At 60.5% G+C, this 12,106-nt stretch carries 10 protein-coding genes, 1 tRNA gene and 1 pseudogene; 7 read left to right on the top strand and 5 right to left on the bottom strand.

Annotated elements, in window-relative coordinates; translation table 11 throughout:
• The first annotated feature begins 40 nt into the window (after positions 1-40).
• Together ygfZ and NH195_RS11185 are read left to right on the top strand one after the other, a co-directional pair.
• On the top strand, positions 41-778 hold the full coding sequence (gene ygfZ, locus NH195_RS11190) for a CAF17-like 4Fe-4S cluster assembly/insertion protein YgfZ (protein WP_238379749.1): 738 nt from the start codon (positions 41-43) through the stop codon (positions 776-778).
• A 124-nt stretch (positions 779-902) separates the two neighbouring features.
• On the top strand, positions 903-1,748 hold the full coding sequence (locus NH195_RS11185) for a 3-oxoadipate:acetyl-CoA acetyltransferase (RefSeq protein WP_066706845.1): 846 nt from the start codon (positions 903-905) through the stop codon (positions 1,746-1,748).
• A gap of 82 nt (positions 1,749-1,830) precedes the next feature.
• Here NH195_RS11185 and efp read toward each other — a convergent pair whose 3' ends face one another.
• A complete protein-coding gene (efp, locus tag NH195_RS11180) occupies positions 1,831-2,394 on the bottom strand; it encodes an elongation factor P (protein WP_066706844.1) in 564 nt (187 codons plus the stop codon).
• Positions 2,395-2,636: 242 nt separating this feature from the next.
• On the opposite strand from efp, the gene NH195_RS11175 reads away from it, so the two are divergent.
• The gene (locus NH195_RS11175; protein ID WP_043868949.1) at positions 2,637-2,957 is read left to right on the top strand and encodes a DUF6280 family protein; all 321 of its coding nucleotides are present in this window, start codon (positions 2,637-2,639) and stop codon (positions 2,955-2,957) included.
• Positions 2,958-3,131: 174 nt separating this feature from the next.
• A complete protein-coding gene (locus tag NH195_RS11170; RefSeq protein WP_066706842.1) occupies positions 3,132-4,583 on the top strand; it encodes a cobyric acid synthase in 1,452 nt (483 codons plus the stop codon).
• A 12-nt stretch (positions 4,584-4,595) separates the two neighbouring features.
• On the opposite strand, the gene NH195_RS11165 is transcribed toward NH195_RS11170, so the two are convergent.
• The 3 genes from NH195_RS11165 to NH195_RS11155 form a co-directional block, all read right to left on the bottom strand.
• The gene (locus NH195_RS11165; protein ID WP_066706839.1) at positions 4,596-5,780 is read right to left on the bottom strand and encodes a hypothetical protein; all 1,185 of its coding nucleotides are present in this window, start codon (positions 5,778-5,780) and stop codon (positions 4,596-4,598) included.
• 156 nt (positions 5,781-5,936) lie between these two features.
• A complete protein-coding gene (locus NH195_RS11160; RefSeq protein WP_081423903.1) occupies positions 5,937-7,349 on the bottom strand; it encodes a TolC family outer membrane protein in 1,413 nt (470 codons plus the stop codon).
• Between the two features lie 70 nt (positions 7,350-7,419).
• Positions 7,420-8,073 (bottom strand): protein-L-isoaspartate O-methyltransferase family protein, encoded by a 654-nt coding sequence (locus NH195_RS11155; RefSeq protein ID WP_066706830.1) that lies wholly within the window; start codon positions 8,071-8,073, stop codon positions 7,420-7,422.
• Between the two features lie 329 nt (positions 8,074-8,402).
• Here NH195_RS11155 and NH195_RS11150 point away from each other — a divergent pair, with 329 nt between their 5' ends.
• Both NH195_RS11150 and NH195_RS11145 read left to right on the top strand, forming a co-directional pair.
• Complete coding sequence (locus NH195_RS11150; RefSeq protein ID WP_162265870.1) at positions 8,403-9,836, top strand: ArnT family glycosyltransferase; 1,434 nt, start codon at positions 8,403-8,405, stop codon at positions 9,834-9,836.
• Between the two features lie 199 nt (positions 9,837-10,035).
• Positions 10,036-10,109: transfer RNA gene (locus tag NH195_RS11145), tRNA-Cys, on the top strand.
• Between the two features lie 39 nt (positions 10,110-10,148).
• Here NH195_RS11145 and NH195_RS11140 read toward each other — a convergent pair.
• On the bottom strand, positions 10,149-11,096 hold the full coding sequence (locus NH195_RS11140) for a tyrosine-type recombinase/integrase (protein WP_238379748.1): 948 nt from the start codon (positions 11,094-11,096) through the stop codon (positions 10,149-10,151).
• Between the two features lie 171 nt (positions 11,097-11,267).
• Between NH195_RS11140 and NH195_RS21190 the strand changes: the two are divergent.
• Positions 11,268-12,106 (top strand): annotated as a pseudogene (locus tag NH195_RS21190) (IS3 family transposase); the annotation flags it as partial.

Genomic DNA, 12,106 nt, shown 5'->3' with positions numbered 1-12,106 from the left:
TATGAAGAGGCACAAGGCGAGAAAGTGCAGGGGCGACACAGTGGCGACGGAAAACGACAGGAAAGTCATTGAAATCACCGGCGAAGACCGGCTGCATTTCCTTCAGGGGCTGATCACCAACGATGTGAAGCGTCTTGAGGACGGCGCGGTTTACGCGGCCCTTCTGACGCCGCAGGGCAAATTCATCGTCGATTTCTTTTTGGTGCCCGGAGGCGAGGCGATCCTGATGGACGTGCCCGCCTCCCAAGCCGAGATGCTTATGAAGCGGCTCACAATGTACAAACTCCGCGCCAAGGTGGCGCTTGCGCTGACGGATCGCCCGGTGTCGCGGGGTCCCGGCCCTGCCCCCGAAGGCGCGTTTCAGGACCCGCGCGCCCCTGAGATGGGCTGGCGCGCCTATGACGGGCGGCCTTCGGTCGAGGCCGATTGGGACGCGATCCGTGTGGCGCTCTGCATCCCCGAATTCGGCGCGGAACTGACGCCCGATACGTTCATCCTTGAGGCCGGGTTCGAGCGGCTGCACGGCGTCGATTTCAAGAAGGGCTGTTATGTCGGTCAGGAAGTCACCGCGCGGATGAAGCACAAGACCGAGCTGCGCAAGGGGCTCACGACCGTCGACATTGAAGGCCACGCGCCTGTCGGCACAGAGATCGTCACCGAGGACGGCAAGACCGCCGGCACGCTTTTCACCCAGTCGGGCGGGCGCGCCATCGCCTATCTGCGGTTCGACCGCGCCAAGGGCGTGCTCAGGGCCGGTGATGCCACGCTCACCGTTTAACTGAATCGAAAACTCTTTTCTGTTCAATCCGCTCAGGCGGCGGCATGATACCCTCATCCGCCGTTTGGGAGGCGATTTGCAGGCCACCGTTTCGGGGCCGTCATATGGAAAGGAAGAGGCGATCATGAGCGATGTCGCGGGCAAACCCTGTATCATTTGTGTGGCGATCACCGGCTCGCTGCCCACGAAGGCGGACAACCCCGCCGTGCCGATCACCATCACGGAACAAATCGAGAGCACGCACGCGGCCTATGAGGCCGGGGCCAGCATTGCGCATTGCCATGTCCGTGACGACGCGGGCAAACCGACCTCCGATCCGGAGCGGTTTGCGCGGTTGATGGAGGGCATTCAGCTCCACTGCCCCGGCATGATCGTGCAACTCTCCACCGGCGGCCGCTCCGGTGCCGGTCAGGCGCGTGGTGGCATGCTGCACCTGCGCCCGCCGATGGCGTCGCTCTCGGTCGGCTCGAACAACTTCCCGACCCGGGTCTATGAGAACCCGCCGGATCTCGTCGACTGGCTCGCCTCCGAGATGAAAACCTATGGCGTGAAGCCGGAGATCGAGGCTTTCGATCTGTCGCATATCTACAAGGCGCATGAGATGATGGAACGCGCCCAGATCGGGGCGCGGCCCTATGTGCAATTCGTCATGGGCGTGAAAAACGCCATGCCTGCCGAGAAACGCGTGTTCGATTTCTATGTCGAGACGGTGAAATACCTGTTTGGCGACGATATTCCGTGGTGCGCCGCCGGGATCGGTCGGCATCAGCGCGACCTCAACGACTGGGCGGCGGCGGCAGGCGGGCATCTGCGCACCGGGCTGGAGGACAACATCCGCCTCGACAAAACCACGCTCGCGCCGTCGAACGCCGCTCTGGTGGAACTGGCCGTGAATGCCGCGCAACGCTATGGCCGCCCGATTGCGACGCCGTCGCAGGCGCGCAAGATCCTCGGGCTGCGCGCGGGCTGAAATCGCGTCATCTCTGAATGAACAAAGCCGCTCTCAAGAGAGCGGCTTTGATTTTCAACTGTATTGAAGACACTTCGGAGCGTTATGCACGCTCCGAGTATTCCATCGTCTCGGTGTTCACCACGATGTCCTCGTCGGTGCCGACAAACGGCGGAACCATGACGCGCACGCCATTGTCGAGGATCGCCGGTTTGAAGGAGTTCGCGGCGGTCTGGCCTTTGACGACCGGCTCGGTGTCGACGATCTTGCAAATGACTTTTTGCGGCAGGGTCGCGTTCAGCGCCTCGGCCTCGTGGAATTCCACGACGATGGTCATGCCGTCCTGAAGGAACGGGCGACGTTCGCCGAGGATGTCGGCCGGGATCGTGACCTGTTCGTAGGTCTCGGTGTCCATGATGTGCAGGAGACCGTCGCTCTCGTAGAGGAACTGCATGTCCTTCTGTTCGAGACGCACGCGCTCGACCTTGTCCGCGGAGCGGAAACGTTCGTTGAGTTTGCGACCATCGCGCAGGTTCTTCAGCTCGACCTGAGCGAAGGCACCGCCCTTGCCGGGCTTGACGTGATCGACTTTCACAGCGGCCCAGAGGCCCCCGTCATGCTCCAGCACGTTGCCGGGGCGGATTTCGTTACCGTTGATTTTGGGCATTTGACTATACGCGATTGGTTGAAGATGGATCAGCGCACCCTATATCTGGCGAGTCGCTGGCTGACAAGCATGCTGACACGTGGCGCGATAGGAGGCGGAGATTTCGGAACAGGTGACGGACCAGCACTCACCATGCCGTGAACGCATAGGAGATATGCAAATCAGGCGTACCCGAATCGACACAAACCTGTCATAAGGCGCTGCACGCCAGAAAGACAAGAGCAATAAAACAAGGAAAAACCATGGCTGAGTTCGTGGATGGCACCGCATTCAATTACGAGCAAGGACAACGCGCCCGCAAGCTGTTTGCTGCGGTTGTGCTGGCTGCGCTCGATGATGCGATTGCCGATGACAAGAAATATGGCAACGGCCCGGAACAGATCGCCCGCTGGGCGCGGTCTCGCGATGGCCGTGAGGTTCTGTCCTGTGCCGGTATCGACCCGTGTGAGCGCGTCGTTTCCGGTCTGATGGAATTCGTCTCCAAAGGCATCCGTACCTCCGTCGCGCTGTCGCGCGAGGAAAGCGAACGCCGTCACGCCCAGGAGGCTGCGGAAGCCGCATAAGCGCCGCCGTTTCTGCCATTTTGAAGAAGACGCGCCATGCTGCTCGCTGGCGCGTCTTTTCTTTTGCCGATTTGTTTTGCTGCCGCGGCATGAGTATTTGTGCCATCAGAAAACCCCTTCCCTCTTCAAGGCCGCTTCACTACTCAGGACGCGCGGCAGAAAAGAGAGGACGGCATGGCCAAGGCGATCATGATCCAGGGGGCGGGCTCGAATGTCGGGAAATCCATGCTTGTGGCGGGGATTGCGCGCGCCTTCACCCGACGGGGTCTCAAGGTCGCACCGTTCAAACCGCAGAACATGTCGAACAATGCCGCGGTGACCGCAGACGGCGGCGAGATCGGGCGGGCGCAGGCGCTTCAGGCGCGGGCCTGTGGGCTGCGGCCACATACGGACATGAACCCCGTGCTTCTGAAACCCGAAAGCGATCAGGGGGCGCAGGTGATTGTGCAGGGGCAACGCGTCGGCACGCTCAGGGCCCGCGATTACGGCAAGGAAAAGCCCAATCTGATGCCGAAGGTGCTCGAAAGTTTTCACCGGCTGGCCTCCGGTGTCGATCTCATGGTGATCGAGGGCGCGGGCAGCCCGGCGGAGATCAACCTGCGCCGGGGCGACATTGCCAATATGGGCTTTGCCGAGGCGGCGGGCGTGCCGGTCGTCCTGGTCGGCGACATCGACCGGGGTGGCGTGATCGCGCAACTGGTCGGCACGCAAGCGGTGTTGCCGCCGGAGGACCGCGACCGGATCAAAGCGTTTGCCGTCAACAAATTCCGCGGCGATGTGAGCCTGTTTGCCGAAGGGTCGAAAGAGATTGCCCGGCGCACCGGCTGGGTCGATCTCGGCACGGTGCCGTGGTTTCAGGACGCCCATCGCCTGCCTGCCGAGGATGTGATGGACATCGCCTCACGCGGCGACGGGCGGGTGAAAATCGCCGTGCCGAAACTTTCGCGGATTGCCAACTTCGACGATCTCGACCCGCTGGCCGCCGAGCCGGATGTGACGGTGGAGATTGTCGAGCCGGGGCGCGCGCTGCCGGGCGATGCCGATCTCGTGCTGATCCCGGGGACGAAATCGACCATCGGCGACCTGAAATTTTTCCGCGATCAGGGCTGGGACATCGACCTCGCGGCGCATCTGCGGCGTGGAGGCCATGTTTTGGGGATTTGCGGTGGCTATCAGATACTTGGGCAGTGGATCGACGATCCCGACGGCATCGAGGGGCACCCCGGTCGGCACGCGGCGCTTGGGCTTCTGGAGGTCGGCACCCGGATGCAGGGCGACAAGCGGCTGGCGGAGGTGACGGCGACCGATCTGGCGTCCGGCACCGAGGTCAGGGCCTATGAGATCCACATCGGGCGCACGGACGGGGCGGATATGGAACGCGCCTGGCTCACCCTCGAAGGCCGACCCGAGGGGGCGCAAAGCCCGGACGGGCGGGTGCGCGGCTGTTACCTGCACGGGCTGTTCAGATCGGATTCTTTTCGTGCCGCGTATCTCGAACGGTTCGGCCTCTCGGGCGGCATGACGGATTTCGACACCGGGGTTGAAGAGACGCTCGACCTTCTGGCAGATCATCTCGAGGCCCATCTGGACCTGGATGCGCTTTATGCTCTGGCGAAAGAGCCGTGAGGGCTGGGGAACTTACTCGAACTCGCGCAGGGTGAGTGCGCGCTGCACCTCGCGGCGCACGAGACGGCGGACGTTGGAGGTGATACGCTGGCCCAGCTCGCCCTGAAGCTCTTCGCGAATGACCTGCGCCACGAGATCGCGCAGCGCTTCCTCATCCATGATGTCCTCATCGGCATAGCCCGCGAGCGCCAACTCTTCCTCGAGGCTCGGATCGGGATCATGCGCCACTTCCGGCGTGGCCCCGAGGTCTTCGACCTCCGGGGTTTCAATCTCAGGAGCTTCGCGCGCCTCCCCGATCTGCGGCGCAGGGGTTTCCTCGATCACCTCGGCATCGGCGATGGCATCGCGATCCGTTTCGGACACCGGGTTCGTCTCTTCGCTCTGGCTCATCGCAGCGTCATCCTTGTCCCCCACCCGCTCGTTCGCCGGCATGTCCCGGGTCTGGTCATTCGCGCTCGGTTGCCCGGACACCGGAGCATCGCTGACAAAGTCGCGGGCCGGCGCCTCCGTGAAGGGCGGCGCCTCACGGGCACGGAAATGCAGCACCCTAGCACCGGGTTCGGTGAAACCACGCGGCATTTCGCGTGGCATTTCCGCCTCGAGATCCTCCGAGCCGTCGGGTTCCCAGTCGAAGCCCTGCGCGCCCACGGCGGCCTCGAGCTCGGCAATGCGTTGTTCGAGCGTCAGACGCGCGACATGACGGGCGGCTTCCGCATCGGGGGTATCGTCCAGCGCCTCCGCCCAGTCGCTCTGCGCCGCATTGTCGTCGACTTTCCCGGCTTGCAGGGCCTGTGCCTGCACCTCTTCGGCGATCAGGGTTTCGAGCGTCGGGGTATCGGCCTCCGGCGCCACCGCTGCCTCAATCTCCGGCACATGCACGGCAAGATCGGGCGAGAGGATCAACGGCTCGGCAGCCATTTCCACCGTCACAGGTGTTTCAAGCACCAGAGGCTCCTGAGCCACCGCGTCTGGCGCAGAGGTCTGGCGCACGCGAAAATCGGGGGTCAAGACCAGCGCCTCTGCGACGGGGTCGGCCTGCGGCTCAGCAGGGGGGGCGTCCTGTGCTTCCAAGGGCGAGACGCGAGAGGGTATTGGCGCGGACACCGGCGCGGGCCGATGACCATGGGTCTCCGCCACCAGCCGACGGATCGAGGCCAACACCTCATCCGCTTCGGTATTTGTCATCGCATCGGACATGCCGACTCCTGCCCCGTCCTACATACCCTCAATGGTAGCCAGCTTCGCGCGGACACACAATAGATCGTTAAAACGCCGCGCGTTTCCATCGCTCCACCGCAAACATGCAAAAACCCCGCGCGATCTCCGCACGGGGTTCAAATGCAGGTCTCGGGCTTACTGGCCTTGCTGTTTCATCAGCCCTTGCAGCACGCGGTCGAGCTTTTCACCCTGCGGGCTGACATAGCTGGTCGGCGCGTTTTTCACCGCGTTGTAATAGGCCGCCGGATCGTAGACCGGCACGTTCAGCTTGAGCTGATCGACGGTCAGCATGCCCAGCGACTGCAGCACGGAATAGGCCTGGGTTTCACGGGCGATCCGGGCCTGGATGGCGGAGACCTGTGCGTCCAGAAGATCCTGTTCCGCGCTCAGCACATCCAGCGTGGTGGACGCGCCGAGATCGGCCTCTTCCTTCACACCGTTATAGGCGACACGCTGGGCTTTCACATAGGCGTTGGACGCTTCTTCCGCAGCCGCATAGACCGAGAGCATCGCCCAGTTGGTACGCACACCCTGTTCGATTTCGCGGGAGGTCTGCAACAGCTCGGCACGGACCGCATCACGATCGGCGATGGCACCACGCACACCGGAGGCGATTGCGCCCCCCTGATAGATCACGCCGGAGATGCCCACGCCCACGGACGTCGTATCCTTGTCGGAATTCGTGTCGCTGTAGCTTTGCGTCACCGAACCGGAGACGGTCGGCAACATGTTACGCTCTGCGATGGTCACGGCAAGATCCTGCGCCGCCACCTGATGTTGCAGCCCGATGATGCCAGGGTGGCGCTGTTTCGCGGTCGTCACGGCCGCATCGAGGGATGCAACCGGCAGTTTGATGTTCGGCGGTGTCGACAGGGACTGCGGGTAATGCCCGACGGCCACTTTATAAGCCTCACGCGCGGCGGAAAGTTCACCTTGTGCCGATGCCAGATCGGCCCGGACGGAGGCAAGCTGCGCTTCGTATTGCGCCACTTCGGTGCGGGTGATCTCACCCACGTCAAACCGGTCCTGAGCGGCCTTGAGGTTCTGCTGGTTCAGGCGCACAGCGCTTTGCCGAAGGTTGACGAGAGCCTGAGCCTCGCGCACGCCCATGTAAGCGTCGACCGCATTCGCCAGAACGGTCTGCTCGACATTGACCAACGCCGCGCGGGTCGCAAGCACCACTTCCTTCTGCACATCCATCGACAGCTTGTTACGCCCGAACGTATAGATGTCCATCGAGGCCACGAAAGACAGCGTATCGCTCAAGCCGCTCCAGGCGTCGGCCTGGGTGGTTTGCGTCGCAGCATAGGACTTCTGCTTGCTCAACTGATAGGAATAGGACAGCATCGGACGCAGAGCGGAGAGCGCCGAAGCCACACCTTCGTCGGCGGCCCGCAAAGTGGCACGGTTCTGTTCCAGGAGGCCCGAGTTCTTATAGGCCGAGGCCAGCGCATCTCCGAGCGTTTCCGCCCAGGACGCCGCCGGCGATGTCATCATGCCCAACGCCGCAACACCGGCGAAAAGCGTCTTCTTCAAATGTCTGCTCATGCTCATTGGCTTTATGCCCCTTTGTTATCTTCGAACGCCGGGGCCATCCCGGCCTATCGCACGTTCTGCATCAGAGCGCGAATTCCGCGCGTTTTTCAAATCCCGGAAGGATCGGTGCCGTGGCGTTGAACACCATGCGCCATGTGATTTCGCCGTCTATTTTGTACCCAATACGCACAATGCCAAGGGCTCCGTCGAGAAAAATAGCACAGATGCGGCCATTTTCCTTCACCTGCGACAGAATGGCCTCAGGCATTTCCTCAACCCCGCCTTGCAGGATCACAGCATCGTAGGGCCCATGCTGGGCCGCGCCCCCGGCGATCGGGCCGGTTTCGAGGATCACGTTGTCGGAACCGTTCTCGGACAGGGCCGCCGCGGCCTCCTTGGCCAGATCCGCATCTTCCTCGACCGCGACCACGGCCTGTGCCATGCGCGCGATCACTGCGGAGGAATAGCCGAGCCCGCAGCCCAGATCGAGCACCAGCTCGTCGTTTTGAATGTTCAGCACATCGAGCATCTTCGCAAGAACCCGAGGATCGAGCACCACGCGGCCCTGCCCGAGACCGACATGCTCGCCCACATAGGCCGCCTCGCGTTTGCCGGCGGGGACGAAATTCTCACGCGGCACGGTGAGCATCGCCTCGATGATGGGGAATTTGGTCACATCGGAGGGGCGAACCTGGGTGTCGACCATCGTGGTACGGAGCTGGGTGAAGTTTGCCATGGGCTGAACTCTTTCGTTCAAGGACGTGTCCGCGCCGTTTTGCCACAAGCCTGCGGTCGGGGCAACATCCCAATGCATTCGCGAAATCGCGTGAATGGCGGTTGCACAGTGTCTGACCTCAATCCTGCCCGAAACACGCCTCCCTGAAACCCCGACGACGCTCCGGAGCGGCTCTGCTCTCACGGTTTCCGACATATAATTCATACGTCATGACAGGTTCTCAACGCAAAACACCTGTACATGCACGAGCCTCGCCCTTAGCTTCGCCCTGCATTACCCCGCCTGTTATTTTACCAAAAGCAATTGGCCCAACTGCGCCAAAGATGTTCATGACAAAATCTTTCTGCAAAAACTTTAACGCCATAATCCTCCTCTATTTCGCGGCGCACACCGTGATACGAAGCTGTGTCGGAGGAAATCTCGAACGTGATGAGGCAGAAATGATCATCATGGCCCAAGGGTTTCACCTTGGGTATGGCCCACAACTTCCGCTCTACAACTGGCTCCAAGCGATCAGCTTCTGCCTTTTCGGGACGAACACATTCGCTCTCACCATTGTCAAGAACCTGCTCCTGGCCACGTTCTACATTGCATTGTTCGACGCCCTGAAACGCCTCCTCCCCGATCGCCTTGCCCTGTTCGGGACACTTGGTGCGTTTCTGTTGCCTAACATGTTCTGGGAAAGTCAACGCGCCGGCACACACAGCATCGCGCTGTTCGCCACCATGGCAATCTGCCTCAACATTTTATCAAGGCTCATCGTCCGACCAAAAAAAGGCCACTGGGCCGCGCTCGGCCTCGCAATCGCGGCCGGCGGTCTCAGCAAATACAACTTTTGGCTATTTGCCGGCACACTCGGCCTGGGTGCGCTTTCCATAAGACATCTGCGCAGCGCCATTTTCCGCCCACAAATGGTCTTGTCCATCGCAATCGCAAGCCTGCTTCTCGCCGCGCCGTATTTCTGGTCCGTCACCCATCCAAACCTGTCACTTGCCTCCAGTCACAAGCTCCACTCTCCAGAGGCAGGCCCCTTCGCAGGACTTCTCGCGTTTTCAGAGCAGAGCTTTCTGGCGCTCATTTTCCCCGTGATCGTTCTGGGCATGGCACGGGTCATCACCCGCGTGCCCGCTCACTCCACACAGAATTCACCCTTCCCCGCCGGACAAATCGTCCAATGGCTCTTGCTCACCGGGCTCATCGGCATGGCGGTGAGCGGCAGTCTGGCTTCGGCCCTCAACACCCAATCGTTTCAGGCCCGCTGGCTCCTCCCATCCTACATCCCAATCAGCATCGCCATGTTCATATGGGCACTGGGAAAATCCGGGGAACGCGCGGAAGCGTTCATTCTTCTGGTGACTGTTGCGGTTGCCTCCCTGACACTCACCGCCATGGCCGCCAACAGGTTGAGCGGCACAACCGGCAACGCATTGGACATGGAGCGCCTCGCGAAGGCCATCGAAGACAGCGCACCAAAGACCCAAGCCATCACCATGTTCGGGAAAACCTATTTTTACACGGGAAACCTGGCCCTGATCCGCCCCGACTGGGATGCACCCAGTCCCGGAACAGCACCACTCAAGGCTCCGCACAATTTCGTCCTGATGGAGACCCAAAATGACGAAGACGCAAGAACTCTGCTGACTTCCATGGGGTTCCCCACCCCGATCGACCTGACGGGCATCCGGTACTATACTGCAAGCATCCCATATCGCTCCTCCGCAAAACCACCACGTCTGGTGCCCTTCGCACTGCTGGAAAGATAAGCGGCATATGAAAGGATCGAAGCCAGCCCAGACGACCACAGGGAAACGCCCGGGCCTCCTCTGACTGAGCCAGCCGATCGCCGCTCAGATCTGCGTTTCTATTGAGTTCTGACACCACGGAACAAAATATGCGGAGCACAAGGAGAAGCGCCTCTTGCACAGCCCGACGCCATGGTATAGACACCGCCTCACCCATTTCGGCGAGTTGGCGGAGTGGTGACGCAGCGGATTGCAAATCCGTGTACACCGGTTCGATTCCGGTACTCGCCTCCATTTATTTTCAAACACTTAACGTCCTCCGCATTTTGCCCGCTAGTGGGCGTTTACATTTGCGTTTACAGTTTTGCCCTCGCGACGCCGCTTCTCCCGGCCCAGAAGCTCCAAAACCTCGGCGCTTTCTGATGGTGAAACAGCGGCATAGTGCTCGATTACGGACGCCGCATAACGCAGCGACCACCCCATATGATTGGCAATCTGATTGAGTGCCAAGCCGGCACGGAGAAGCCGCGTGGCGGCCGTTCCACGTGTATCTTGTAAACGAAGCGATGGATCACTCAGTTGTTGCTTGATGCGCTCACGATAGCGAGCAATTGCACGACTGGCTGAAACGGCCTTCAAAGGACTGCCTCGATCGTTCACGAGTAGCACAAACTGGTTAGAAGGCGTCGCGTCAATCAGCTTACGCAGCTCAGGCGTAACCGGGATGTGCGCGATCCGGCCACGCTTTTGTGTCCGCACCCTGAACCGCTCCAAGCCATCAAACTGCTCCAGATTGCCGCGCGTGAGACGAACTAGGCCAGCTGGTCGCAGGCCGGTTTCGCAAGCAAGCGTCAAAACCCGCCCCACCCACTCTGGAGCAACTGCCAAGAAAGTATAGCGGTCGGCGTCGGTCCAAACAATTTCGGCTCGATCAACACTGTAGATACGGTGCAATCGGTCACAGTAGTGGGCTGAGATCTTCCCTTCACCCCGCGCCCAATTCAAAATTCGCACGGCGACAGTGCCCGCATAGTCATGCTGCTTCGGCGAATTTTTCCACTGAGCACGCCACTCGTTCAGCTCTCCCCGCGATCTTGGATCTTCCCATAGTTTGGCGGGGTCTTCTTCAAACTCATTAGCAAAACGCAAGGCCCATTTTCGGTAATCTTGTTTCGTGCGCTCCCCCTTGGGCATAGCAGTGCTGCCCAAGAAGTCATCAACCATGTGCGATGTCATGTACTCGGAAGGCTGGTGCTTTTTCATTACCTCAGCATAGGCCAACGAAAATCCCGGATCGCGAGGTTCCCGTTCCCTTGACACCCAAAACTTCGGACCGCCCCGCCAAGCGTAGAAATGGTATAGGACGCCTTCCTTCGTGACCCGGCGCACTGGACGTGTCACGGTTTGATGCCGCTCCTTTGATAGCCTTTACTGGAACAAAGGAGACTGACTATGGGACTGAAACGGACGGACGAATTTCGCCAAGATGCAGTGCGTATTGCGCTGACCAGCGGGTTGACGCGCAAGCAGGTGGCTGATGATCTGGGCGTTGGCATGTCGACGCTGAACAAATGGATCACAGCACACCGAGACACGAAGGTGGTTTCACAAGAGGATTTAGACCTCGCCAAAGAGAATGAGCGGCTTCGACGAGAGATCCGGCTTCTCAAGGAGGAGAGGGAAATCCTAAAAAAGGCCACCCAGTTCTTCGCGGGCCTAAAGCAATGAGATTTAGGTTTGTCGAGGAACACAGGAACCATTTTCCAGCCAACCGTTTATGCAGTGTCGTTGGCGTCAGCACACGTGGCTTGCGGGCCTTCCGTAGTCGCCCTGCCAGTCGCAGACAACGATCTGATATGGTCACGCTTGCACACATCAAAGAACAGTCCCGCCTGAGCCTTGGTAGCTACGGCAGGCCGCGAATGACCGAAGAGTTGAAGGAGATCGGTCTGGACGTCGGTCATCGCCGTGTGGGCCGCTTGATGCGCGAGAACGGCATCCGGGTCGAAAGATCGAAGAAATACAAGGTCACGACGGACAGCAACCATGCGTTCAACATCGGGCCAAACCTGCTGAACCGGGACTTCCACGCCGATCAACCGAACCAGAAGTGGGCGGGCGACATCAGCTATGTCTGGACGCGAGAAGGATGGCTCTACCTGGCTGTTATTCTTGACCTGCATTCTCGGCGGGTGATCGGCTGGGCAGTCAGCAATCGCATGAAACGCGACTTAGCGATCCGAGCATTGAACATGGCCATAGCTTTCCGGGCGCCGCCCAAAGGCTGCATT

Source organism: Celeribacter ethanolicus (genome assembly GCF_001550095.1).
Taxonomy (GTDB): Bacteria; Pseudomonadota; Alphaproteobacteria; order Rhodobacterales; family Rhodobacteraceae; genus Celeribacter; species Celeribacter ethanolicus.
Note: the sequence above shows the minus strand (reverse complement) of the source record. Positions and strands in the feature narration are given on the sequence as shown.

Bases quoted from the DNA above. Each gene is read 5' to 3' on its own strand.
- NH195_RS11160 (WP_081423903.1), bottom strand. From the start codon at position 7,349: ATGAGCAGACATTTGAAGAAGACGCTTTTCGCCGGTGTTGCGGCGTTG.
- NH195_RS11165 (WP_066706839.1), bottom strand. From the start codon at position 5,780: ATGTCCGATGCGATGACAAATACCGAAGCGGATGAGGTGTTGGCCTCG.
- NH195_RS11175 (WP_043868949.1), top strand. From the start codon at position 2,637: ATGGCTGAGTTCGTGGATGGCACCGCATTCAATTACGAGCAAGGACAA.
- NH195_RS11185 (WP_066706845.1), top strand. From the start codon at position 903: ATGAGCGATGTCGCGGGCAAACCCTGTATCATTTGTGTGGCGATCACC.
- NH195_RS11170 (WP_066706842.1), top strand. From the start codon at position 3,132: ATGGCCAAGGCGATCATGATCCAGGGGGCGGGCTCGAATGTCGGGAAA.
- NH195_RS11150 (WP_162265870.1), top strand. From the start codon at position 8,403: ATGACAAAATCTTTCTGCAAAAACTTTAACGCCATAATCCTCCTCTAT.
- efp (WP_066706844.1), bottom strand. From the start codon at position 2,394: ATGCCCAAAATCAACGGTAACGAAATCCGCCCCGGCAACGTGCTGGAG.
- NH195_RS11155 (WP_066706830.1), bottom strand. From the start codon at position 8,073: ATGGCAAACTTCACCCAGCTCCGTACCACGATGGTCGACACCCAGGTT.